The 23034-nt window shown below is 40.1% G+C and carries 24 protein-coding genes and 1 pseudogene; 17 read left to right on the top strand and 8 right to left on the bottom strand.

The features are described from left to right. Positions 1–40: 40 nt before the first annotated feature. A complete protein-coding gene (gene rpmE / locus PNEUHYL_RS10140; protein ID WP_005655540.1) occupies positions 41–253 on the bottom strand; it encodes a 50S ribosomal protein L31 in 213 nt (70 codons plus the stop codon). Positions 254–478: 225 nt separating this feature from the next. Between rpmE and mutY the strand changes: the two genes are divergently transcribed. The 4 genes and pseudogenes from mutY to tnpA all read left to right on the top strand — a co-directional run bounded on the left by mutY (position 479) and on the right by tnpA (position 3594). Then, positions 479–1612 (top strand): A/G-specific adenine glycosylase, encoded by a 1134-nt coding sequence (mutY, locus tag PNEUHYL_RS10135; RefSeq protein WP_059367875.1) that lies wholly within the window; start codon positions 479–481, stop codon positions 1610–1612. After that, positions 1590–1862 (top strand): oxidative damage protection protein, encoded by a 273-nt coding sequence (locus tag PNEUHYL_RS10130; RefSeq protein WP_059367872.1) that lies wholly within the window; start codon positions 1590–1592, stop codon positions 1860–1862. The genes mutY and PNEUHYL_RS10130 overlap by 23 nt, the downstream gene beginning before the upstream one ends. A gap of 14 nt (positions 1863–1876) precedes the next feature. Beyond that, positions 1877–2956: a membrane-bound lytic murein transglycosylase MltC gene (gene mltC, locus PNEUHYL_RS10125; RefSeq protein ID WP_059367868.1), complete on the top strand. Its 1080-nt coding sequence runs from the start codon at positions 1877–1879 to the stop codon at positions 2954–2956. Positions 2957–3163: 207 nt separating this feature from the next. Further along, positions 3164–3594 (top strand): annotated as a pseudogene (gene tnpA / locus PNEUHYL_RS10120) (IS200/IS605 family transposase). 199 nt (positions 3595–3793) lie between these two features. Here the strand turns inward: tnpA and psiE are convergent. The 3 genes from psiE to ispB form a co-directional block, all read right to left on the bottom strand. After that, positions 3794–4210, bottom strand: coding sequence for a phosphate-starvation-inducible protein PsiE (gene psiE / locus PNEUHYL_RS10115; RefSeq protein WP_059367866.1), 417 nt, complete (start codon positions 4208–4210; stop codon positions 3794–3796). A gap of 84 nt (positions 4211–4294) precedes the next feature. Further along, positions 4295–5017 carry an epoxyqueuosine reductase QueH gene (locus tag PNEUHYL_RS10110; RefSeq protein WP_059367862.1) on the bottom strand — a complete coding sequence of 241 codons (723 nt, stop codon included), beginning with the start codon at positions 5015–5017 and terminating at the stop codon, positions 4295–4297. 46 nt (positions 5018–5063) lie between these two features. Continuing rightward, the gene (gene ispB / locus PNEUHYL_RS10105; protein ID WP_059367858.1) at positions 5064–6053 is read right to left on the bottom strand and encodes an octaprenyl diphosphate synthase; all 990 of its coding nucleotides are present in this window, start codon (positions 6051–6053) and stop codon (positions 5064–5066) included. Between the two features lie 214 nt (positions 6054–6267). On the opposite strand from ispB, the gene rplU reads away from it, so the two are divergent. The 4 genes from rplU to cgtA all read left to right on the top strand — a co-directional run bounded on the left by rplU (position 6268) and on the right by cgtA (position 9070). Next, positions 6268–6579 (top strand): 50S ribosomal protein L21, encoded by a 312-nt coding sequence (gene rplU / locus PNEUHYL_RS10100; protein WP_005626416.1) that lies wholly within the window; start codon positions 6268–6270, stop codon positions 6577–6579. Between the two features lie 20 nt (positions 6580–6599). Further along, complete coding sequence (rpmA, locus tag PNEUHYL_RS10095) at positions 6600–6857, top strand: 50S ribosomal protein L27 (protein ID WP_005760959.1); 258 nt, start codon at positions 6600–6602, stop codon at positions 6855–6857. Positions 6858–6940: 83 nt separating this feature from the next. Continuing rightward, positions 6941–7864, top strand: a complete 924-nt coding sequence (locus tag PNEUHYL_RS10090; protein WP_059367856.1) for a DMT family transporter — start codon at positions 6941–6943, stop codon at positions 7862–7864. Between the two features lie 33 nt (positions 7865–7897). Then, on the top strand, positions 7898–9070 hold the full coding sequence (cgtA, locus tag PNEUHYL_RS10085) for an Obg family GTPase CgtA (protein ID WP_059367853.1): 1173 nt from the start codon (positions 7898–7900) through the stop codon (positions 9068–9070). A gap of 70 nt (positions 9071–9140) precedes the next feature. On the opposite strand, the gene smpB is transcribed toward cgtA, so the two are convergent. Together smpB and PNEUHYL_RS10075 are read right to left on the bottom strand one after the other, a co-directional pair. Further along, on the bottom strand, positions 9141–9623 hold the full coding sequence (gene smpB / locus PNEUHYL_RS10080; RefSeq protein ID WP_059367850.1) for an SsrA-binding protein SmpB: 483 nt from the start codon (positions 9621–9623) through the stop codon (positions 9141–9143). A 135-nt stretch (positions 9624–9758) separates the two neighbouring features. Then, positions 9759–10106: a helix-turn-helix domain-containing protein gene (locus tag PNEUHYL_RS10075; RefSeq protein ID WP_059367846.1), complete on the bottom strand. Its 348-nt coding sequence runs from the start codon at positions 10104–10106 to the stop codon at positions 9759–9761. A gap of 150 nt (positions 10107–10256) precedes the next feature. On the opposite strand from PNEUHYL_RS10075, the gene PNEUHYL_RS10070 reads away from it, so the two are divergent. Both PNEUHYL_RS10070 and PNEUHYL_RS10065 read left to right on the top strand, forming a co-directional pair. Beyond that, on the top strand, positions 10257–10859 hold the full coding sequence (locus tag PNEUHYL_RS10070) for a factor H binding protein domain-containing protein (RefSeq protein WP_059367841.1): 603 nt from the start codon (positions 10257–10259) through the stop codon (positions 10857–10859). A 49-nt stretch (positions 10860–10908) separates the two neighbouring features. After that, positions 10909–12198 (top strand): surface lipoprotein assembly modifier, encoded by a 1290-nt coding sequence (locus tag PNEUHYL_RS10065; protein WP_059367836.1) that lies wholly within the window; start codon positions 10909–10911, stop codon positions 12196–12198. A 56-nt stretch (positions 12199–12254) separates the two neighbouring features. On the opposite strand, the gene arcA is transcribed toward PNEUHYL_RS10065, so the two are convergent. Beyond that, positions 12255–12968, bottom strand: coding sequence for a two-component system response regulator ArcA (gene arcA / locus PNEUHYL_RS10060; RefSeq protein ID WP_059367834.1), 714 nt, complete (start codon positions 12966–12968; stop codon positions 12255–12257). 184 nt (positions 12969–13152) lie between these two features. Between arcA and PNEUHYL_RS10055 the strand changes: the two genes are divergently transcribed. The 7 genes from PNEUHYL_RS10055 to glyA all read left to right on the top strand — a co-directional run bounded on the left by PNEUHYL_RS10055 (position 13153) and on the right by glyA (position 21727). Next, positions 13153–14892: a protein-disulfide reductase DsbD gene (locus PNEUHYL_RS10055; RefSeq protein ID WP_059368864.1), complete on the top strand. Its 1740-nt coding sequence runs from the start codon at positions 13153–13155 to the stop codon at positions 14890–14892. A gap of 111 nt (positions 14893–15003) precedes the next feature. Further along, entirely contained in the window at positions 15004–15408 is a 405-nt protein-coding gene (locus PNEUHYL_RS10050; protein ID WP_059367830.1) for a DoxX family protein, read from the top strand. 185 nt (positions 15409–15593) lie between these two features. Further along, complete coding sequence (purH, locus tag PNEUHYL_RS10045; RefSeq protein WP_059367828.1) at positions 15594–17192, top strand: bifunctional phosphoribosylaminoimidazolecarboxamide formyltransferase/IMP cyclohydrolase; 1599 nt, start codon at positions 15594–15596, stop codon at positions 17190–17192. A 177-nt stretch (positions 17193–17369) separates the two neighbouring features. Beyond that, positions 17370–17669 (top strand): hypothetical protein, encoded by a 300-nt coding sequence (locus tag PNEUHYL_RS13475; protein WP_157888089.1) that lies wholly within the window; start codon positions 17370–17372, stop codon positions 17667–17669. Between the two features lie 75 nt (positions 17670–17744). Continuing rightward, positions 17745–19034, top strand: a complete 1290-nt coding sequence (gene purD / locus PNEUHYL_RS10035) for a phosphoribosylamine--glycine ligase (protein WP_059367826.1) — start codon at positions 17745–17747, stop codon at positions 19032–19034. A gap of 58 nt (positions 19035–19092) precedes the next feature. Beyond that, complete coding sequence (locus PNEUHYL_RS10030; protein ID WP_059367820.1) at positions 19093–20316, top strand: DUF711 family protein; 1224 nt, start codon at positions 19093–19095, stop codon at positions 20314–20316. Between the two features lie 145 nt (positions 20317–20461). Beyond that, a complete protein-coding gene (gene glyA / locus PNEUHYL_RS10025) occupies positions 20462–21727 on the top strand; it encodes a serine hydroxymethyltransferase (protein WP_059367819.1) in 1266 nt (421 codons plus the stop codon). Between the two features lie 324 nt (positions 21728–22051). Here glyA and secF read toward each other — a convergent pair whose 3' ends face one another. Next, on the bottom strand, positions 22052–23026 hold the full coding sequence (secF, locus tag PNEUHYL_RS10020; RefSeq protein ID WP_059367818.1) for a protein translocase subunit SecF: 975 nt from the start codon (positions 23024–23026) through the stop codon (positions 22052–22054). Positions 23027–23034: the final 8 nt, after the last annotated feature.

The following is a 23034-nucleotide window of genomic DNA, read 5'->3' as shown; positions in this document are numbered from 1 at the left end:
ACAAAACCCCGCCAAACGACGGGGTTCTGAAAAATCCAAATTATTTTGAACTTGGGATTTTGAAACGGCTGTTGAAACGTTCAACACGACCGCCTGTATCTACAACACGCTGTTTACCGGTGTAGAATGGGTGGCAGTTACCACACACATCAAGATTGATGTCTTTGCCCAAAGTTGAACGGGTTTTAATCACGTTACCACATGAGCAAGTCGCTGTAATTTCTTTATATTCTGGGTGAATACCTTGTTTCATAGAAAACCTCAAAATGAAGCCACGCCGCTATAGGAACTCTCTTCCTACACCGCGTGAGTTAATAATCGCCGTTATCCGGCACCAAATAGACTGCAGATTATACTGGAAAAATGAGATTGATCAAGAGGGGCTAAATGGTAAAATCAGCCTCTGTTTTCTTTAAAGAAATAATAAAAATTCATTTAATTTTTGACCGCACTTTTAATCTAGTAATTTAGGAAAGTTATGATAGCTCAATCTCCCCCTAATTCACCTTTTACTAAAGTCGTACTACGATGGTACGACAAATTCGGACGTAAACATTTGCCTTGGCAACAAAACAAAACACTGTATGGCGTTTGGCTTTCGGAAGTTATGCTACAACAAACTCAAGTTACAACAGTTATTCCCTATTTCGAACGATTTATTAAAACCTTTCCAAATTTGAGCGCACTTGCAAATGCTTCACAAGATGAAGTGCTTCATTTATGGACAGGGCTAGGCTATTACGCACGGGCACGAAACTTACATAAGACGGCACAAAAAATTCGGGATGAATTTAATGGAGTTTTTCCAACAGACTTTGAACAAGTTTGGGCATTACCAGGGATTGGGCGTTCTACCGCCGGTGCTATTTTATCTTCCGTATTGGATCAACCATACCCGATATTAGACGGTAATGTAAAACGCGTACTCTCACGTTATTTTGCAGTGAATGGTTGGCCGGGCGAAAAAAAGGTAGAAAATCATTTGTGGCATTTAACGGAGCAAGTCACCCCGACAGCGCGTGTGGCAGATTTTAATCAGGCAATGATGGATATTGGTGCGATGGTTTGTACGCGAACAAAACCCAAATGTGATCTTTGTCCTCTGAAAAAAAATTGCTTAGCCCATAAAGATGAAAGTTGGGCACAATTTCCCGGTAAAAAGCCTAAAAAAACGTTACCGGAAAAAGAGACTTATTTTTTGATTTTGTCGAAAAATGGCAAAGTATGGCTAGAACAACGGGAAAACTCGGGGATATGGGGGGGATTATTTTGTTTTCCGCAATTTGAATCACAAGAAGATTTGCTGACTTATTTATCAAGCGAAGGTATTTCTCACTATCAAGCTTGGCCGAGTTTTCGCCACACATTCAGCCATTTTCATTTAGATATTCACCCGATTTACGCTGAAGTCAACAATATTCGAGCCGAACAGGAAAATCGAGATTGGCATAAATTGATGGAAAAAACAAAAGAATATAAACCAAATCTATCAAGTACGGTCAAATATTGGTATGATCCGAAAAATCCCGAACATATCGGGTTAGCCCAACCTGTAAAAAATTTATTAACACAATTTGTAAGGAGTAATGATGGCGAGGATAGTATTTTGTGAATATCTCAAAAAAGAAGCCGAAGGTTTAGATTTCCAGCTTTATCCGGGGGAATTGGGTAAACGAATTTTCGATTCAATCAGTAAACAGGCTTGGGGAGAATGGATAAAAAAACAAACGATGCTCGTCAATGAGAAAAAACTCAATATGATGAATACGGAACACCGTAAACTACTCGAACAAGAGATGATAAATTTTTTGTTTGAAGGTAAAGAAGTCCATATTGAAGGTTATACTCCTCCATCAAATTAATCGGCAATAAGATAATGAAAAAGTATTTGTTATTGGCATTACTGCCATTTTTGTATGCCTGTGGTGATTCTTCTAACCGTCATCGAGGTATTAATTACGATGAAGTGTTTGCGAAAGATACGCAAGGCTTAGATATTCTCACCGGACAGTTCTCTCACAATATTGACCGCATTTGGGGGGTAAACGAATTACTCGTCGCCAGCCGTAAAGACTACGTGAAATATACAGATTCTTTCTATACTCGTAGCCATGTGAGTTTTGATGAAGGCAACATAGTGATTGAGACACAAAGAGACCTCAATCGATTACATAATGCCATTGTACACACTTTATTAATGGGGTCTGATGCAAAAGGGATCGATTTATTTGCCTCAGGAGATGTGCCGATTAGTTCTAGACCCTTCCTTTTAGGGCAAGTAGTCGATAACAACGGACAACAAATTTCAAACCAATTTATTGCCGGCAATTTTGCTACCTATTTAATTCAAAACAAACTACAAACCCGCCGCCTACAAAACGGTAATATGGTACAGTTTGTTGCGATTCCAATGATTGCTAACCACGTTGAAGTTCGTGCACAAAAATACTTACCATTAATACGAAAAGCAGCACAACGCTATGGTATTGATGAAAGTTTGATTTTAGGGATTATGCAAACCGAATCCAGTTTCAATCCTTATGCGATTAGCTATGCTAATGCTATCGGCTTAATGCAAGTCGTACCACACACAGCAGGACGTGATGTTTTTGCCATGAAAGGGCGAGGCGGTCAGCCTTCCGCACGTTATCTGTACGATCCGGCGAATAATATTGATGCCGGTGTATCCTACTTATGGCTTCTACAAAATCGATACTTGGATGGTATTACGAACCCTGCATCCAAACGATTTGCAATGATTTCCGCTTATAATAGCGGTGCGGGTGCGGTATTACGTGTGTTTGATAACGATAAAGATGAAGCTATTTACAAAATCAATCAAATGTATCCGGAGCAGATTTATCGTATTCTTACAACAATGCATCCGTCATCACAAGCCCGGAACTATCTTTTGAAAGTCGATCAAGCACAGAAAAAATTCCGTGTAAGACGATAATCTATCATCAAAAATTCCACTGTCTTTCTTAACTTAAAGGCAATCGTTTCAACGATTGCCTTTAGGTGTTGTTATACTCAGGCAAGGTCTGAGCATAAAAATATACGCTATACATATGTAATCAAAAAGCTTAAGCGGTGAGCAAATAAAATCCTCCTATAATGAATAAGGCTGACAAACAAAATTCAGCATATAGGAGGACAAGTCATGGCAAGTAAATCCAATGACGATTCAAGTCACACACAAGATGGAACTGTAAGTATCATATAGTCTTTATCCCGAAGTATTGAAGAAAGGCAATTTATGGAAAATTGCGAGTAGATATTAGGAAGAATATTAAGACAGCTGTGTAGTTATAAAGAAGTCGAAATTCTGGAAGCTCATGCAATGAAATATCTCACATTCATATGCTTTTGAAGATTCCCCCAAAGTTGGCAGTATCAAGTTTTATGGGATACTTGAAAGGTAAATCTTCGCTGATGATATTTGAAAGGCATGTGAATCTGAAATATCAATATGGAAATAGACACTTTTGGTCAAAGGGGTACTATGTAAGTACGGTAGGGGTAAATACAAAAGTAGTCGAAGAATATATAAGGAATCAAGAAAAAGAAGATATGATTCAGGATAATTTATAGAAGAAAGAATATGTAGACCCCTTTAAGGGGTAAGCCATAAAGTTATAGTGTGGTTGTCGGTCTTTTCACATGCCCCTCAAGGGGCATGTGAAGTACTAGGCACTTATAGAGTAGCCTAAAAATCGCTCGTTTTAGGGCGGATTGTTATTTTAACCATCTTATCAACCTGAAATACACTATATTGTTGTGTATTTTCTTTCTAGAAATTTTTTAATTTATTGGAATAAAGCACTAAACAGAGTGCAAGTACCATAATTAAAATTGCACCGGCAAATAGAAGAGTATCTACTGCATTTTCATGACTCACAATTATTAATCGGAGCATTGCCGTTATACCGGCATAAATAAAATAACGTAATGGAAAATGATAGCCGCTTTTAAAATATTGAACAATTAAGCCGATAAAACCGAAATACAAGAAAAACATTACAGCTTGTTCTGCCAAAGCATAAGGCACCACTGTAGAAGGATTTATCACCATTAAGGCAAGAGAATAAGTGATTTTGGCTAAGGCAATGATCAAAACAATAGAAAGTGCGATAAGTGCCGTACTTAATACATATTTAAGTATGTTAATAACAAATGCCGGTAATTTTTCTAATTGGTTCTCTTCCATTTTTTTCTTTCGTTTATTTTTCAGTAAAAAATATTTACAGGCTAATCGGTATTTGGCGAAAGTGCGGTCATTTTTTCTCGTATTTTAATCTGGTGAGTAATAGAGTTTTCCTATTTCAATTTTATGACGACCGGTTTCTTCACGCCATTTATTGCTATCGCGTAACGAATAGACACAGCCACAATATTCTTGTTGATAAAAACGTTCACGTTTACTGATTTCGATCATTCGCTGCGAACCGCCTTCTTTACGCCAGTTGTAATCCCAGTAAATGACATCATCATATTTTTCAGCCGCCCGGTGACCGCAACCATTAATTTGGTTCATATCTTTCCAACGGGATATGCCAAGACAACTGGTAAAAACAGGAAAACCGTGTTTATGAGCATATTCAGCCGCCTTTTCAAAACGCATATCAAAACACATGGTACAGCGAATACCGCGCTCCGGTTCCCATTCCATACCTTTGGCACGGTCAAACCAATTTTGGCGATCGTAATCCGCATCAATAAACGGAATACCGAATTTTTTGGCAAAACGAATATTTTCTTCTTTACGGATTAAATATTCTTTTAATGGGTGAATATTTGGGTTGTAAAAATAAATCGTAAATTCAATACCGGAAGCTAGAATTGCCTCCATAACTTCACCGGAACAAGGGGCGCAACAAGAATGAAGAAGAAGCTTATTGTGTCCGTTCGGTAATTCTAACTTTTCGCGAATAAAAGGTGCATTAGGATCTTTGCGAACCTTCTTAGATCGTGTAGGTTGAAAATGAGTTGTATTCTGTGTTTTCACGTTATTCATAAAGTGATCATCTAAAAGTAGAAAAAGGAATAAAATATTCCAATTGTTAGTAAGTTCTATCTACGGATAAATATGCCAAGGATATTAATGCTTGTGTGTATTGGTTTTCCGGTAGAACTGAAATCGCATCAACGGCTTTTTGTGCTTCTTGCTTTGCCCGTTCCATTGCATAATCCAGTGATTTGTGCTCCGCCATAATTGCCAATATTTCATCAATACACTCACGTTTACCGCCCTGTTCAATCGCTTCACGAATCAAGGCAGACTGTTCGGTATTGCCGTGGCGCATGGCGTGCAATAAAGGTAGGGTCGGTTTTCCTTCCATCAAGTCATCACCGATGTTTTTACCCAAATCTTGTGCGCTTGCACTATAATCTAGCACATCATCAACAAGCTGAAATGCTGTACCAAGATAACGACCATAATCTTGTAAGGCTTTTTCTTGGCTTTCCGTTGCATTTGCAACAATTGCCGCAGCTTGGCCTGCGACCTCAAATAAACGTGCGGTTTTGCTGTAGATCACACGCATATAATTGGCTTCACTGGTCTCCGGATCGTTCACGTTCATTAACTGTTGCACTTCACCCTCCGCAAGGACATTGGTGGCATCAGCCATGATACGAAGAATTTTTAAGGATTCCAATTGAGCAACAAGTTGGAATGCGCGTGTATAAATAAAATCACCGACCAACACGCTTGCGGCATTCCCGAATTCGGCATTTGCGGTAGCACGACCACGGCGCATATCCGATTCATCAACGACATCATCGTGTAATAGGGAAGCGGTATGGATAAATTCCACGAAAGTGGCACAAGTAATAGCGTTATCCCCTTGGAAACCTAAAGATCGTGCCGCAAGCATGGAGATCAACGGCCGGATCCTTTTTCCGCCGGCTTGAACGATGTAAAAGCCGAGCTGGTTAACCAGTGCGACGTCGGAATCAAGCTGAGTAAGAATATTCTGATTGACTTTTTGCATATCAGGCTCAGCTAATTGTTGAATGGCGCGCATATCCATTAAATCTTGTTTTTTCATCTTTTACGCTTGTTCCCAAATAAAAGTGCGGTACATTTTACCTGAGTTTTTATTTTTTCTAAAATTAATCCGTTAGAAAAGGGAATTTTTTTATTTTATTGTAAATAAATTCTTGCTATGAGATCGTTTTTCTCATAGAATTTGCGACCTATTTTATATGAATTTTGAAGTGTGGGCTGCCAAGGGCAGAGAAACACAATTAAGCGGAGTATTTATGTACGCAGTTTTCCAAAGTGGCGGTAAACAACACCGTGTGAGCGAAGGTCAGGTTGTTCGTTTAGAAAAACTTGAACTTGCAACTGGTGCAACAGTTGAGTTCGATTCAGTGTTGATGGTCGTTAACGGTGAAGATGTTAAAATTGGTGCACCGGTAGTTGCGGGTGCAAAAGTAGTGGCTGAAGTAGTTGCACAAGGTCGTGGCGAGAAAGTTAAAATCGTTAAATTCCGTCGTCGCAAACACAGCCGTAAACAACAAGGTCATCGCCAGTGGTTCACTGAAGTGAAAATCACTGGGATTCAAGCATAATTTCAGAGGAGATCAAATAGATGGCAACTAAAAAAGCTGGTGGTTCAACCCGTAACGGTCGCGATTCTGAAGCTAAACGCCTTGGTGTTAAACGTTTCGGTGGCGAATCTGTATTAGCAGGCAGCATTATCGTTCGTCAACGTGGCACGAAATTCCATGCCGGTAGCAATGTAGGTATGGGGAGAGATCACACCCTATTTGCAACTGCAGATGGTAAAGTTAAATTTGAAGTAAAAGGCGAAAAAAGCCGTAAATATGTAAGTATTGTTACTGAATAATTTAAAACTTATTTGATTGAAGCGCCCTGCAAAACTTTTGTGGGGCGTTTTTGTCTTTTTAACTTCTAACAAAGCGAGTAACTATGAAACAACAACCGCTATTAGGCTTTACTTTTGCATTGATTACAGCAATGGCTTGGGGATCATTACCTATCGCATTGAAACAAGTATTATCGGCAATGAATGCGCAAACTATTGTGTGGTATCGTTTTGTTGTTGCTACGATTGCTCTCTTTATTTTGCTGGCTTATAAAAAGAAATTGCCCGAATTTAGGAAAATTGGGCGATATGCTTGGCTTGCAATCATCGGAGTACTTGGACTCGCCGGTAATTTTTTGCTCTTTAGCCATTCATTAAATTATATTGACCCCTCAGTTGCACAAATTTTCATTCATCTATCCTCTTTTGGGATGTTAATCAGTAGTGTGATTATTTTTAAGGAAAAGCTAGGGTTACACCAAAAAGTTGGAATCTTGCTTTTACTAATCGGTCTTGGGTTATTTTTTAATGATCGTCTTAATATTTTTACCGAACTTAATCAGTATTCAATTGGCGTTATTTTAAGTGTTACGGCTTCGTTGGTATGGGTTGCGTACGGAATGGCACAAAAGTTAATGTTACGTAAATTTAGTTCGCAACAAATTTTATTAATGATGTATTTTGGCTGTGTGATTGTGTTTACGCCTATGGCTGAGTTTTCACAGGTACAAGACTTAACTCCTTTTACCCTGATTTGTTTTATTTATTGCTGTCTCAATACATTAATCGGTTATGGCTCTTACGCAGAAGCATTAAATCGCTGGGATGTTTCGAAAGTGAGTGTTGTGGTGATGTTAGTGCCGCTTTTCACGATTTTATTTTCTCATATCAGCCATAATATAAGTCCAAATCATTTTGCGGCGCCGGAACTAAATAGCATTAGCTATATCGGGGCATTTGTTGTAGTATGCGGAGCAATTTTATCTGCAATCGGACATAAATTACTATCACCGCACAATGCGAAATAATATAAAAGTGCGGTCAAATTTTGGAGAGTTTTAATGAAGTTTATAGATGAATCCCTAATTCGAGTGGAAGCGGGAGACGGTGGAAACGGCTGTGTTAGTTTTCGCCGTGAGAAATTTATCCCCAAAGGCGGGCCGGATGGCGGTGATGGCGGTGATGGTGGTGATGTCTATCTAATTGCCGACGAAAACCTTAATACGTTAATCGATTATCGCTTTAACAAACGTTTTGCTGCAGAACGTGGTGAAAATGGTCGCAGCTCCGATTGTACCGGTCGCCGTGGTAAAGATATTACGTTACCTGTACCCGTAGGAACCCGTGCCATTGATAATGATACAAAAGAAACCTTAGGCGATTTAACCAAACATGGTCAAAAAATGTTGGTGGCAAAAGGGGGGTATCATGGCTTGGGGAACACCCGCTTTAAATCTTCCGTCAATCGTGCACCCCGTCAAAAAACAATGGGAACACCGGGAGAAAAGCGTGATCTACTACTAGAGCTTATGCTACTTGCCGATGTAGGGATGTTGGGTTTACCTAATGCGGGCAAATCAACCTTTATTCGGGCTGTATCGGCGGCAAAACCTAAAGTAGCGGATTATCCGTTTACAACGTTGGTACCAAGTCTTGGTGTGGTAAAAATGGATGAAGCCCGTAGCTTTGTCGTTGCTGATATTCCGGGATTGATTGAGGGGGCGGCAGAAGGTGCCGGCTTAGGGATTCGTTTCCTAAAACACTTGGAACGCTGTCGAGTGCTTATTCATCTTGTGGATATCCGTCCGATTGATGGTTCTGATCCGGCGGATAATGTCGCTATTATTGAATCTGAATTGTTCCAATACAGTGAAAAATTAGCTGAAAAACCGCGTTGGTTGGTGTTCAATAAAATTGATACGATGACTGATGAAGAAGCTCATGAGTGTGCAAAAGACATTGCCGAACGCTTGGGATGGGATGAAGAGTATTACTTAATCTCAGCGGCGACAGGTAAGAATGTTTCTTCGCTCTGTCGTGATATTATGGATTTTATTGAAGCTCATCCACGAGAAACGGAAGAACAGCAGCTCGCACCGGAAGAGGTCAAATTTAAATGGGAAGATTATCATCAAGAACAATTGGCGGAGCATCAATTAGAAGATGAGGACGATTGGGATGATGATTGGACAGAAGAAGATGACGAAGGTATAGAGTTTATTTACAAACCTTAATCCGTCTAACAAAAGTGCGGTTGATTTCATTGTTAAAATCGACCGCACTTTATTTTTTTAGATAGAAAAATTATCCACGATTGGCATTTTTCATAATTCGCTCTTTTGCTACTCGCCATTCGCGATCTTTAATGTCATCGCGTTTATCATGTTGTTTTTTCCCTTTAGCCAAACCGATTTTAATTTTTGCCCAAGCACCTTTCCAGTAAAGAGAAAGAGCAACAATGGTGAATCCGTCACGACCGGCTTTACCAAAAAGCGATTCTAATTCCCGCTTGTTGAGTAGGAGTTTTCGGGTTCGAGTAGGATCACATACGACATGGGTTGAAGCCAAACTGAGTGGCTGGATAGTCGCCCCAAATAAATAGGCTTCTCCATTTTTGAAAATAATGTAGCTGTCGCTAATATTTGCCTTACCCGCACGCATGGATTTGACTTCCCAGCCTTGTAATTCCAGCCCTGCCTCAATTTCATCTTCAATGAAATAATCATGGCGGGCTCGTTTATTAAGGGCGATAGTATTTGAACCCGGTTTTACTTTCTTTTTTGTCATAACTCATTATGTGTTTAAATTTTTGCTGATTTTACCGAATATGTTTCTTGATCGCAAAGTCGGGTAATTAAAAGAGAGAGGAATGGAGAGAATTTAAACTGAAAATAAGGAAACCAAGCTAAAAAACTGACTTTATTACCCCTTATTCAGCGTATCCAAAAAGGCCACAAAGGCTCGTTTTTGCAGATTGGATAAGTTATCCCATTTTTGATTGATTTCCACTTCTTTTAATTCTTCTTGCATTAATGCCGCGGGCATACAATCTTGAAAAAACCAACTGATAGGGGTGTTAAAAAAGATCGCAATATCAATCAAATGATTTACATTGATTTTACTTACGCCACGTTCATAACGAGAAAGTTGCTGCTGAGATAAATTGATACATTCCGATAACCTCTCTGCAGAGTAGCCAAATTCTTTTCTTTTTTGTTGAATGCGCTGCCCAATTGATTTATCTGCCGCTGCTGCCAATAACTGTGCCATTATTAATCTTCAAAATACTCATTTATTCACATTTTGTCGTTTTTTAGGCTTGAAAACAGAGCTATAGATAAGTGAAATTAAATTTGTTTACTTATCTATAGATAGGTAACCCGTAAAATTTCTATATTTCACTCATTTAAGAGGTTTCCTATGAAAAAATATTTGCTTTCTATTATTCTTGCCGGATTTTTGACTGCTTGTGGTAGCGGCGGTGGTGCTGGTACTGGTACTGCAACGACACCCGATGGCACCAAAATTGATTTGACGAATAGTCCAAAAGGACACGTGTCAGCAAAAACCGCTGATGGCGAGTTTTATGGCAAAAATAATAATGACTCCTTCTACGGTCTTTGGATAAATGACGCCAAAACAGTAAAAGAAACCCGCTTTCAAGGTACGAAAGCAACCAATTTACCTTCCGGTTCGGCAACTTATGTAGGCGATGCCTATTGGGTAAGTGGAATGACAGGCAATCCAAGTCGAGGCGGAAAAACAACCTTAAATGTAGATTTTGATCAAAAATCTGTCGATGGAAAAATTGAATTTAGTTTGTTAAATGACGGACGTAGTCAAGATATTACGCTACATAAAACCCGGCTCAATGGAACGGAATTTAAGGGAGAAGCGTCTACCTTGTTAGAAAAAGGCACTTATCAAGGCGGATTATTCGGTAATGGGGCAAAAGAAGCTGCGGGTATCGTTGATTTTAACAATGATAGCTATGATACCTCTTTTGGTGGTGTCCGTTACTAACCTGTTTGGCTGCCTATGATTTTTAGAAATTAATAGGCAGTTTTTTATTATGCGATATTTTATTCTTTTTTTCTGTTTAGTCAGTTCCGTTGTCCATTCAAGTGAGCTTGAAGAATCGCTCAAGCAAGCTATTTATCAAGGAGATACCACCCATATTCAAAATTTGCTTGTGCAGTATCAAGCTCAGCCACACACGGATAAAACGTTACTTGATTACAGCCAAGCTAAGTTAGCGTTTTTACGCCAAGATTATGGGCAAGCTATTAAAATTTATAGACAAATCATTAGCGAACGTCCTGAGCTTCATTCTATCCGTATGGAACTAGCCATTGCGTTATTTGTTGATCGTCAAGACTGGGCGGCGAGATTGCAACTGGATAAAGTGAAAAGCGTTAAAGATTTACCCGCTTCCGCTTATGAACGGATTAATCGTTATATTGACGCGATTAATGAGCGTAACGCCTGGCAAGTTGAGGGCAGTATTGCGTTTCTTAAAACAAATAATGTTGACAATGTTTCCTCTTCACCGGCCATTGAAAATACAGGGTTTGTCAAAAATTCAAAAATGTTACCTCAAAAAGCCACAGGTGTAGCATATTCTTTCGGCGTGAATCGTGATTTTAATTTAGTCAATTCCCATTATTTGAGTGTAAGTAACGATATTCTCGGTAAAACCTACTGGGATAATCATCAATTTGATGATCTTTTTAACCGCACTTTACTTGGTTATGCTTACAAAAAGAATGATTTTATCTTCCGAATCCAACCCTTTTTTGAAAAGCGTTGGTATGGTGGTGAGGCATTTCATTGGTCAAATGGCATTGAATTAAGCTATAGCCTGTGGTTATCACAAAATTGGCAAAATCAAACATCACTTTCTAGCGAGAAAAGGCATTTTTTTAAAGATAATCCCCAAGCCGGTCGAATTAATACTATTTCCACGACCTTTATTTGGTATCGCAATCCCAAACAAATTTTGTATATCGGTACGGCGTTAGCAGAAGAAAAACCGCTAGAACGCCAATATAGTTCAATGATTAAAAATATCAGACTAGGCTGGCTGCAAGAATATCAATGGGGAATTTCAACAAAACTCAACACTGGGTTTATCCAACGCCAATTTAAAGCGGATGCCGTACTTGGCGGCATAATTCCTCTTGGTAAGACTCGAAAAGATAAAATTTATACATTTCTTGCTCAAATATGGAAACGGGACTGGCATCTCTATGGCATTACACCTAAATTAACTTTTGAATGGCGAAAACAGCAGAGTAATTTAAAGACCCTTTATCATTATAAAACGCAGAATCTTACCATTATTTTTGAAAAGACATTTTAATATTGAGGTTGGGGGCGAACTGGATTCGCCCAGAAAAAGGAAGGGAAAGCACTGTTTTACGATTCAATTTCGCCACAGAATCGATACCCCTCACCATGAATTGTCGCAATAATTTCAGGAGTCTCGGGATGATCTTCAAAATGTTTACGAATACGGCGAATCGTTACATCTACGGTACGATCTTGGGGTTTAAGCTCACGTCCGGTCATTTTTCTTAATAGTTCTTCACGGGTTTGTAATTTACCCGGATTTTCACAGAAGTGTAACATCGCACGGAATTCACTACGGGGTAATTTAAATATTTCTCCTTCCGGATTGATAAGATTGTGACCGTTTAAATCCAATGTCCAACCGTTGAAACGATAAAACTCACGTTCACTATTGTTCTCTTTTTCATGCTGTAACATCACACGATGTAATAAATTGCGGGCGCGAATAGTTAATTCACGAGGATTGAAAGGCTTAGTAAGGTAATCATCCGCACCGATTTCCAGTCCTAAAATTTTATCTACTTCATTATCCCGACCGGTTAAGAACATAAGAGGCAGATTATCATATTCACGCAATTCCCGAGCTAATAGGAGACCATTTTTACCCGGTAGATTAATATCCATCACGATTAAATTAACTTTGCTATTTTTTAAAATTTCGTGCATTTGTACGCCATCTTGCGCTTCAAGAACGGTATAGCCTTCCGCTTCAAAAATTCCTTTCAATGTACTGCGGGTAACGATTTCATCTTCAACAATGAGAATCTGTGGTATCGCCATATTTCGCCCTCTTTTTACTTACTTTGAGTGATGCCCTATTTTATCTTTGTAACATTGTTGTAACAACGGAAAAGTGCGGTTATTTTTTATGATCTTTTCATTTTTATGATCTAAATCATACTTTTTTAGTTTTTAGAATGTCTTTATGTTAGAATTTTTCCCCTCTCAATTTATGCTTTCGCCTATGAAAAAATACGTTCTTTTTTTTACACTGATTTTTACCGTGTTTGCAAGTCAAGCAGGGTTATTCAATAGTAAATCCGCTTTTTTGAGTATTGATGAGGCCTTTCCTATTTCAGCTCAAATTTCATCGGATAAAAAACAGTTATCTGTTCGTTGGGATATTGCCGAAGGGTACTACCTTTACCAAGAAAAAATCACAGCTAAGGTGAGTAACGCACTTCAACCACTTTCAGTGAATTTCAACCAAAATGCTGAAATACACGACGATCCCTATTTCGGACACGTCGCCGTTTTTACAAAACCTTTGGTGGCTTATTTTTCCGGTGAAACCTTTGGGGATAATCAGAGTATTGAAGTTTCCTATCAGGGATGTACGGAAGGATTTTGTTATCCGCCGGAAGTCAGAACGTTGAAAGTCAGCGATTTGCCTATCGCCTCGGCGGAAGAAAAAACACCGCAAAATTCAACCGCACTTTTAACGGAACAAGATCGTTTAGCGGCAGGCTTGTTCCAAAGTAAATATGCGGCATTCGGCTTTTTCTTACTTGGGCTGGGATTGGCTTTTACACCTTGTGTATTACCTATGCTGCCATTGCTTTCCTCTATCGTAATTGGTCAGCAACAACGTCCGAATATGCTGCGGGCTTTTTCTTTAAGTTTTCTTTATGTTCAAGGGATGGCGCTCACTTATACCTTGCTCGGGCTCACTGTTGCGGCAATAGGCTTGCCATTTCAAATTGCATTACAACACCCTTATGTGATGATCGGGCTTTCCGTGCTGTTTACGCTGCTTGCATTATCGATGTTTGGCGTATTTACCTTACAATTGCCAAGCTCCTTACAAACTAAACTTAATACATGGAGCCAAAAGCAAACATCGGGTGCTTTTGGCGGTGCGTTTTTCATGGGGATGATCGCCGGGCTGGTTGCCTCGCCTTGCACTTCAGCGCCACTTTCCGGTGCCTTGCTTTATGTCGCACAAAGCGGCGATCTTGTTACAGGGGCAATGACGCTCTATTTGTTGGCATTAGGGATGGGCATTCCGTTAATGCTTATCACGTTATTCGGCAATAAAATTTTGCCAAAATCAGGCGAATGGATGAATACGGTTAAACACAGCTTTGGTTTTGTTATGCTGGCATTGCCGGTATTTTTGCTGTCCCGTATTTTGCCCGAAACTTGGGAACCGCGTTTATGGGCGTTATTAGCAAGTACTTTTTTTGTTTGGTTTGCCTTACAAATGCCTAAAAACGGCTTAGGTTATGGCGTAAAAGTGCTGGCTTTTGTTTGTGCAATGGTCACTGTACAGCCTCTACAAAATCTGCTTTGGCAACACCAATCTGTTACTCAAAGTGCGGTTAATAATACGGACATTTCTCATGTTAAATTTCAGCGCGTTCAAAATCTGCAGGAATTAAATGAGGCTCTGGCAAACAATCCTCATCGGATTGCATTGCTGGATCTGTATGCCGATTGGTGTGTAGCTTGTAAAGAATTTGAGCAATATACATTCAGTAACAAACAGGTTCAAAATGCGTTTGAAAATGTACTTTTGCTCCAAGTGGATATGACAAAAAACAGCCCTGAAAATAAAGCCATAATGGAACGCTATCAGGTGTTAGGTTTACCAACGATTTTATTTTTGGATCAAACAGGCAAGGAAATACAAGGTAGCCGTGTAACCGGTTTTATGGAGGCGGAAGTATTTTTAAATTGGCTAAATAAATTCGTCATCCATTAACTATTTTTGACGTAGAGTAAAAAGTCTTTTTCAAACTTTGCGCTTGTTTAACAAAATGCGAATAGATATGATCTACAGGCTTTTTAATTTATCTTTTAACAAGGAAACTTTATGAACAATCTTGAAAAATTTCGTCCTTATGTTTTAGCCTTACTACGCATTGTTGTTGCTTATATGTTTATCTTGCACGGCACTGCTAAATTTTGGGAATTTCCAATCTCTATGACCGGTGGCAATGGCGCCGTTACCGACCCATTAATGATTGTCGGTGGGGTGATTGAAATTGTCGGCGGTATTTTAGTGTTGTTAGGCTTGTTTACCAGAGCCGCAGCCTTTATTTTATCCGGTCAAATGGCGTATGCCTATTTCTTTATGCACGTAGCAGGCAAAGGGAACTTATTCTTCCCAATTGCAAATGGCGGCGAACTGGCATTACTTTATTCTGTTGTTTTCTTCTATTTTGTTTTTGCAGGTGCCGGAGCATTGTCATTAGACAATAAATTTAAGAAAAACTAACTTTTAGGTTTAACACTTTATACCTCTCAAATAGCCCACGTAATGTGGGCTTTCTTTAAAACGATTTCACTTCTCCGCACTTTACTTGCCGCTTATTTTTGTTGAATCTTTTCTATATTTACGCAACCGTTTGCGTTATAATCTGCGCGCTTATTTTTTTAACCCATCTATGAAAGGAAAATATAATGATAGATCGCCCTATTCGTCAGGCTTTGTTAAGTGTTTCAGATAAAACCGGTATTGTGGAATTTGCCCAAGGGCTTATTCAACGTGGAGTAAAATTGCTTTCTACCGGCGGCACGGCAAAACTCTTAGAACAAAATGGTTTGCCTGTGACCGAAGTGTCTGACTATACGGGATTTCCTGAGATGATGGATGGTCGTGTGAAAACGTTGCATCCAAAAGTACATGGTGGGATTCTGGGGCGTCGTGGAACGGATGACGCCATCATGCAACAGCATGATATTGAAGGCATTGATATGGTGGTGGTCAATTTATATCCCTTTGCACAAACTGTCGCGAAACTCAATTGCACGTTGGAAGATGCCGTGGAAAATATTGATATCGGCGGGCCGACCATGGTACGTTCGGCGGCAAAAAATCATAAAGATGTAGCGATTATTGTCAATAATCATGATTTTAATGCCATTCTTGCAGAAATGGATCAACATCAAAATCGCCTTACATTGGAAACCCGCTTTGATCTTGCCATCAAGGCCTTTGAACATACAGCGCAATACGATTCAATGATTGCAAACTATTTTGGTCAGCTCGTTAAACCTTATCATGTGGCGGCGGAAGAAGATACTAATGCTAAGTGCGGTCAATTTCCTCGCACATTAAATCTGAATTTTGTGCGAAAACAAACCATGCGTTATGGTGAAAATGCTCATCAAAATGCGGCGTTTTATGTGGATCTTAACGTGAAAGAAGCGAGCGTGGCAACGGCGACACAATTACAAGGTAAAGCGCTTTCTTATAACAATATTGCTGACACTGATGCCGCCCTTGAATGTGTGAAAGAATTTGATGAGCCCGCTTGTGTTATCGTGAAACACGCTAATCCGTGTGGCGTGGCATTAGGAAAAGATATTTTAGAAGCCTACAACCGTGCTTATCAAACCGATCCGACTTCCGCTTTTGGTGGAATCATCGCCTTTAACCGTGAACTGGACGAAAAAACCGCGACTGAAATTGTAGACCGCCAATTTGTGGAAGTGATTATTGCACCGAAAGTATCAGCGGAAGCTGTCGAGGTGGTAAAACGTAAGAAAAATGTCCGACTGCTTGAATGCGGAGAATGGCAAGAACGTACTCAGCGTTTAGACTTCAAATGTGTAAATGGCGGTTTATTGGTACAAGATGCGGATTTAGGCATGGTCGGTTTGGACGATTTAAAAGTAGTGAGCAAACGTCAACCGACGGAACAGGAACTCAAAGATTTATTATTCTGTTGGAAAGTAGCGAAGTTCGTGAAATCCAATGCGATCGTTTACGCCAAAAATAACCAAACCATCGGCATTGGCGCAGGCCAAATGAGCCGTGTTTATTCCGCTAAAATTGCCGGTATTAAAGCGCAGGACGAAGGGTTAGAAGTTTCAGGCTGTGTAATGGCTTCCGATGCGTTCTTTCCATTCCGTGACGGCATTGATGCCGCGGCGAAAGTGGGAATCCAATGCGTGATCCATCCGGGTGGCTCAATGCGTGATCAGGAAGTGATTGATGCGGCGGACGAGCATGGAATGGTGATGGTGTTGACGGGGATGAGGCATTTTAGACACTAGGAATAGTCGTGTTTATTAGTTAATTGAAATCGGATTTCGCCCGATTGGGCGACTTACTTTTCTTTGCTTGTGCAAAGCAAAGTAAGCAAAAGAAACACACCCCCAGTTAAATCGCTATTCTTTGCTTGGTTTCAATTTTCTTAACGGCAATTTTCTGAACTCGCAAAGGCGATTTATATGGGGACTAAGTTTGTCAGTGCATTTAATGTAAAAGTGCGGTTAATTTTAAAATGGTTTTATTCCATGGAAAATATAACGAATTCTGACCGCACTTTGAAGGTTTATAGAAGGAACAAGTCGGGTTCCCTTCTTTTCCGCCTTTGTGGAGTTGAATTTGTAGGAAATTTTCGTCTGTTTGAGCATAGCGAGTTCAGAAAATTTCCGTTAAGCAAATTCAATGAAACAAAGGAAATAAGGAAAAGCAGGGTTGCCTTTCTTTTTGCTTACTTTTTCTTTGGCAAAGCAAAGAAAAAGTAAGTCGTCATTGGCGAAACCCGAATAAAATCAAAAAACACTTTTGACAACCACAACATAAACATTATAAGGATCATCATGAATATTTTAATCATCGGAAACGGCGGTCGTGAACACGCGCTTGCTTGGAAAGCGGCTCAATCTCCACTAGCCAAAAAAGTTTTTGCCGCACCCGGCAACGCAGGAACGGCACTGGAAAGCAACATTGAAAACGTTAATATTGCAGTTACTGATATTCCGGCACTTGTTAAATTCGCGCAAGATAATCAAATCGGCTTAACCATTGTTGGGCCTGAAGCTCCGTTAGTTATCGGTGTGGTGGATGCATTCCGTACGGCAGGATTAAAAATTTTCGGGCCAACACAAGCGGCAGCCCAATTAGAGGGTTCGAAAGCTTTTACTAAAGATTTCTTAGCTCGCCACAAAATTCCAACAGCGGAATATCAAAATTTCACAGAGGTAGAACCGGCATTAGCATATTTGCAGGAAAAAGGCGCGCCAATTGTCGTGAAAGCAGATGGTTTGGCTGCCGGTAAAGGCGTGATTGTAGCGATGACACTACAGGAAGCGGAAGAGGCGGTACGTGATATGTTATCGGGCAATGCCTTTGGTGAGGCGGGTAGCCGAGTGGTGATCGAAGAGTTTTTAGATGGTGAAGAAGCCAGTTTTATTGTGATGGTGGATGGCAAAAATGTTGAACCGATGGCAACCAGTCAAGATCATAAACGCGTGGGTGAGAACGATACCGGGTTGAATACAGGGGGAATGGGCGCTTATTCACCTGCACCGGTGGTTACAGCTGAGATTCACGATCGCATTATGCAGGAAGTCATTTATCCGACTGTAAACGGCATGGCGGCGGAAGGTAATGTTTACACCGGTTTCTTATATGCCGGTTTGATGATTATGCCGAACGGTCAACCGAAAGTGATCGAATTTAACTGCCGTTTTGGTGATCCGGAAACCCAACCAATTATGTTGCGTTTGGAGTCAGATCTAGTTGAACTTTGTCTTAAAGCCTGTGAGGGTAAGTTAGATGAAATTCAATCCCAATGGAATCCAAAAGCTTCATTGGGCATTGTATTAGCGGCGGAAGGCTATCCGGGGGATTATCGCAAAGGCGATGAAATTATCGGTTTGCCGCAAAGTGCGGTTGAAAATGAAAAAGTTTTCTTAGCGGGCGTAGAAGCCAAAGAGGGGAAATTGCTTACCAATGGCGGTCGCGTATTATGTGCCACAGCCTTAGGCGACAGCGTATTTGAAGCACAACAAAAAGCGTTGAAACTAGCAGAACAAATCCGATGGAACGGTCGTTTTTATCGTCGTGATATTGGTTATCGTGCGGTTGCTCGTGAAACACAAAAATAATGGAAAAATAACCGCACTTGGCGTTAATTTTTTTCATTCACCTAAATAGGAAAATGACATGGATTACAAGAACAAATCACTCTGTCGCATTCGTACCATTAGTTTTTTCTTAACATTACGTAAGGATAAAACACAATGGGAAGCCGCACTCCGTTCAGTGAAACATGAAGTCGATTTGTTGTTGCCGGCGATACAAAAATCCGGTTATGTTTTGCAATCCATTCGGATTATTACCAATCCTTTCGGTGAATATTTAGATTTAACTGATGTGAACAATGCAAAAGCGGATTTACAGTATTTAACGGGGTTACTCAATAAATTAAATGAAAGTGGCGTACGTATCCGATTTGCGATTGGCGCCGCAAGCAATGTATACGAAATTGCATTGCTGCCTGAACTTATTGCTGATTATGGTGATTTATGTAATGCTTGCGTAAATGTACCGTTAGATGAAAATGGTATTTTAGATAATCATTTAATTGAGCAATCCGTTAGTGCGGTGCAACGTATTGCTCAAATAACCCCACGTGCTGAAGGTAATTTCAATTTTACTGTAAATTTTAACTGCAAACCCTTTATTCCCTATTTTCCCGCAGGTTATCATTTGAGCCATTTGCCGAATAGTTTTGTTATTGGTTTGGAAACACCGGATTTGTTGGTCGCTGCGTTAAAATCAGTTTCAAAATCCTCTCATAATCAGTTTTATGCCGATTGTTATCAGTCTATGCTGAAAGCACTACAACATCATGTAGATGAAATTCTTACCACGTTAAGTGCGGTTAAATTATCCGGCAATTTTGAATTTGTCGGTATTGATAGCTCGGCGGCACCATCGAAAAACTGTGCTTCTATAACGGAATTGTATGAGCTTATGGGAGTACCATATTTGGGGGCTGCCGGTACGATTGAAGTATCGGCATTACTAACCAAAGTATTTAAATCTGTGCAAAACGTGCCGTTGGTGGGATTCTCAGGTCTAATGTTGGCAGTAACGGAAGATCTCGGTTTAGCACAAGCTACACAACAGGAACAGTTTGATATTCGCTCATTGCTTACTTATAGTGCTGTATGCGGTATAGGCTTAGATACGGTACCTGTGGCTGGTAACGCTAGTGCAGCAAGTATTGCTGCGATTATGCGTGATACAGGGACGATGGCATTTCGTTTAAATAAGCCATTGACCGTGCGTTTATTCCCTATTCCGAACAAAATTGTCGGTGAAATATCTGAGTTTGAAAGCGATGATCTTTGTAATTGTCGCATTTTGGACATTCCATACTAAGAGTAGAAAATATTGAGAAAATGACCGCACTTTTCCTATGAATCTTTTTCATTCCTTAGATGAAAAAATATGTACTAAATTTTAATTAAATTTAAACCAATAAGCGGTTACACTATAGATCGCAATCACATAACAGGAGAACACAATGTTTACTAAAAATATGAATATCGCTGACTACGATCCGGTATTATGGCAAGCGATTCAGGATGAAAACCGCCGTCAGGAAGAACATATCGAATTAATCGCTTCTGAAAACTATGCCAGCCCGCGTGTGATGGAAGCACAGGGTTCGCAGTTTACCAATAAATATGCTGAAGGCTATCCGGGTAAGCGTTATTATGGCGGCTGTGAATATGCGGACATTGTGGAACAACTCGCTATTGATCGTGCAAAAGAGTTATTCGGTGCCGATTATGTGAATGTTCAACCGCACTCCGGCTCTCAAGCCAATGCGGCAGTGTATGGCGCATTGATTAATGCCGGTGATACTATTTTAGGAATGGATCTAGCGCACGGCGGCCACTTAACACACGGTGCAAAAGTAAGTTTCTCCGGTAAAATTTATAATTCGGTGCTTTATGGTATCACAGCGGACGGTTTGATTGATTATGAAGATGTGCGCCAAAAAGCATTGGAATCTAAACCAAAGATGATTGTAGCCGGTTTCTCTGCTTACTCTCAGGTAGTTGATTGGGCGAAGATGCGTGAAATTGCCGATGAAGTTGGGGCATATTTATTTGTGGATATGGCACACGTCGCAGGATTAATTGCTGCGGGATTATATCCAAATCCATTACCGCACGCCCACGTAGTGACTACAACGACCCATAAAACCCTAGGCGGCCCACGTGGCGGTTTAATTCTTTCTTCTTGTGGTGATGAAGAAATCTATAAAAAATTACAATCCTCCGTATTCCCGGCGAATCAGGGCGGTCCGTTAGTTCACATTATTGCAGCAAAAGCAGTATGTTTTAAAGAAGCCTTAGAGCCGGAATACAAAGTGTATCAAGCCAACGTATTGAAAAATGCGAAAGCGATGGTAGAAGTATTTAAACAACGTGGTTTTGATGTAGTATCAAACGGTACGGAAAATCACTTGTTCTTGGTGAGTTTCATCAAACAAGGCTTAACCGGTAAAGCTGCCGATGCGGCATTAGGGAAAGCAAACATCACCGTGAATAAAAACTCGGTACCAAATGATCCGCAAAAGCCATTTGTGACTTCGGGTATTCGAGTGGGGACTCCATCAGTAACCCGTCGTGGTTTTAATGAACAAGATTGTCGTGATTTAGCCGGTTGGATGTGTGATATTTTAGATGTCCTTGGTAAAGAAAACGAAGAACAAGTTATTGAAGCGACCAAAGAAAAAGTATTAGCAATTTGTAAACGTCTTCCTGTTTACCCTGCATAATATATATTTAGGAAGCGGATTGTGTGTTAGCGGCGGTGAATATCGCCGCTTATTTTTTTATATAAAAGGGTAAAAGTTGTACAACATATAACTTTCTGTTTTAGAGAGTATGTTCTTTGTATTTTAACTTTTAGAAAGAAGAAAAGGCAGGATAACTGCCTCTTATTTACGGCATTATGTAGCGAATGCACCATTTAAAGGAAAATGTAGGGGTGCCACTGGCGTCCGTAAAAATTAAATGATTTCAAAAGCTTGTTTGTGTAACTGCTACATAATACCGCTTACTTGAAAAAGTGCGGTTAATTTTGACCGCACTTTCATTGATTAAGGGAGTTCATCCACTTCTTTATCTACTTTTGGCGGAATCATATGTTCACGTCTCAATCCGACATCATAAGCAATGGCAATTGCAATAAAGATGGAGGAATAAGTACCGAATCCAATCCCGACAAGCAATGCGAGGGAGAAGTTATGAATAGACGGGCCGCCGAAGAAGAACAGTGCAATAACGACAATAAGCGTAGTTGCAGAAGTCATAATTGTTCTTGATAAAGTTTGGGTCAGGGAAATATCAATAATATCAATTGTATCCAATCGTCTGATTTTGCGGAAATTTTCACGAACCCGGTCAAACACGACGATACTATCATTGATGGAATAGCCCACTACGGAAAGAATTGCCGCTACGAAAGTTAAGTCCATTTCCACTTGTAAAGCTGAGAATACACCAAGAGTAATCACAACGTCGTGGGCGAGAGAAGCGATTCCCCCTAAGCCTAAACGCCATTCAAAACGTGAGCCGATATAAATTAGCATCATAGCCAGTGTGGCTAAAGTGGCATAAACCGCTCCTTGTGCCAATTCTTCCCCTACGTTAGGTCCAACGAATTCGATACTTTTAATTTTAATACCGGAGTCGAGTTCTACTAACATTGATTTTACCCGATCACCAATACCTGAATCATTATCAGAGGCCGGTAAGCGAATCATCACATCCTGAACGGAGCCGGTAGTCTGCACAACAGGGCTTTCAATACCGTGTTGTTTCAGTTTGTTGCGGATCTGCTCAAGATTTGCCGTTTGAGAAAAGTGAGTATCGAATACTACACCGCCGGTAAAATCTAACCCCCAGTTAAAGCCCTTTGTGACGATAAAAAACATTGAAATCGCCATAAAAAGTGCTGAAACAACGTAGCCCCATTTACGTATTTTCATAAATTCGGCTAACGGGAACGGAAGTTTAATTCCGTTAATTTCTTTGATGAGATGTCCGTTTTTATCTCTTGCGAAAAGTGCCATAGTCACCT

It is taken from the genome of Rodentibacter caecimuris, assembly GCF_001019715.1.
In the GTDB taxonomy this organism is placed as follows: Bacteria; Pseudomonadota; Gammaproteobacteria; order Enterobacterales; family Pasteurellaceae; genus Rodentibacter; species Rodentibacter caecimuris.
This window is presented reverse-complemented; position numbering and strand designations above follow the sequence as displayed.

Bases quoted from the DNA above. Each gene is read 5' to 3' on its own strand.
- rpmE (WP_005655540.1), bottom strand. From the start codon at position 253: ATGAAACAAGGTATTCACCCAGAATATAAAGAAATTACAGCGACTTGC.
- mutY (WP_059367875.1), top strand. From the start codon at position 479: ATGATAGCTCAATCTCCCCCTAATTCACCTTTTACTAAAGTCGTACTA.
- PNEUHYL_RS10130 (WP_059367872.1), top strand. From the start codon at position 1,590: ATGGCGAGGATAGTATTTTGTGAATATCTCAAAAAAGAAGCCGAAGGT.
- mltC (WP_059367868.1), top strand. From the start codon at position 1,877: ATGAAAAAGTATTTGTTATTGGCATTACTGCCATTTTTGTATGCCTGT.
- psiE (WP_059367866.1), bottom strand. From the start codon at position 4,210: ATGGAAGAGAACCAATTAGAAAAATTACCGGCATTTGTTATTAACATA.
- PNEUHYL_RS10110 (WP_059367862.1), bottom strand. From the start codon at position 5,017: ATGAATAACGTGAAAACACAGAATACAACTCATTTTCAACCTACACGA.
- ispB (WP_059367858.1), bottom strand. From the start codon at position 6,053: ATGAAAAAACAAGATTTAATGGATATGCGCGCCATTCAACAATTAGCT.
- rplU (WP_005626416.1), top strand. From the start codon at position 6,268: ATGTACGCAGTTTTCCAAAGTGGCGGTAAACAACACCGTGTGAGCGAA.
- rpmA (WP_005760959.1), top strand. From the start codon at position 6,600: ATGGCAACTAAAAAAGCTGGTGGTTCAACCCGTAACGGTCGCGATTCT.
- PNEUHYL_RS10090 (WP_059367856.1), top strand. From the start codon at position 6,941: ATGAAACAACAACCGCTATTAGGCTTTACTTTTGCATTGATTACAGCA.
- cgtA (WP_059367853.1), top strand. From the start codon at position 7,898: ATGAAGTTTATAGATGAATCCCTAATTCGAGTGGAAGCGGGAGACGGT.
- smpB (WP_059367850.1), bottom strand. From the start codon at position 9,623: ATGACAAAAAAGAAAGTAAAACCGGGTTCAAATACTATCGCCCTTAAT.
- PNEUHYL_RS10075 (WP_059367846.1), bottom strand. From the start codon at position 10,106: ATGGCACAGTTATTGGCAGCAGCGGCAGATAAATCAATTGGGCAGCGC.
- PNEUHYL_RS10070 (WP_059367841.1), top strand. From the start codon at position 10,257: ATGAAAAAATATTTGCTTTCTATTATTCTTGCCGGATTTTTGACTGCT.
- PNEUHYL_RS10065 (WP_059367836.1), top strand. From the start codon at position 10,909: ATGCGATATTTTATTCTTTTTTTCTGTTTAGTCAGTTCCGTTGTCCAT.
- arcA (WP_059367834.1), bottom strand. From the start codon at position 12,968: ATGGCGATACCACAGATTCTCATTGTTGAAGATGAAATCGTTACCCGC.
- PNEUHYL_RS10055 (WP_059368864.1), top strand. From the start codon at position 13,153: ATGAAAAAATACGTTCTTTTTTTTACACTGATTTTTACCGTGTTTGCA.
- PNEUHYL_RS10050 (WP_059367830.1), top strand. From the start codon at position 15,004: ATGAACAATCTTGAAAAATTTCGTCCTTATGTTTTAGCCTTACTACGC.
- purH (WP_059367828.1), top strand. From the start codon at position 15,594: ATGATAGATCGCCCTATTCGTCAGGCTTTGTTAAGTGTTTCAGATAAA.
- PNEUHYL_RS13475 (WP_157888089.1), top strand. From the start codon at position 17,370: ATGGGGACTAAGTTTGTCAGTGCATTTAATGTAAAAGTGCGGTTAATT.
- purD (WP_059367826.1), top strand. From the start codon at position 17,745: ATGAATATTTTAATCATCGGAAACGGCGGTCGTGAACACGCGCTTGCT.
- PNEUHYL_RS10030 (WP_059367820.1), top strand. From the start codon at position 19,093: ATGGATTACAAGAACAAATCACTCTGTCGCATTCGTACCATTAGTTTT.
- glyA (WP_059367819.1), top strand. From the start codon at position 20,462: ATGTTTACTAAAAATATGAATATCGCTGACTACGATCCGGTATTATGG.
- secF (WP_059367818.1), bottom strand. From the start codon at position 23,026: ATGGCACTTTTCGCAAGAGATAAAAACGGACATCTCATCAAAGAAATT.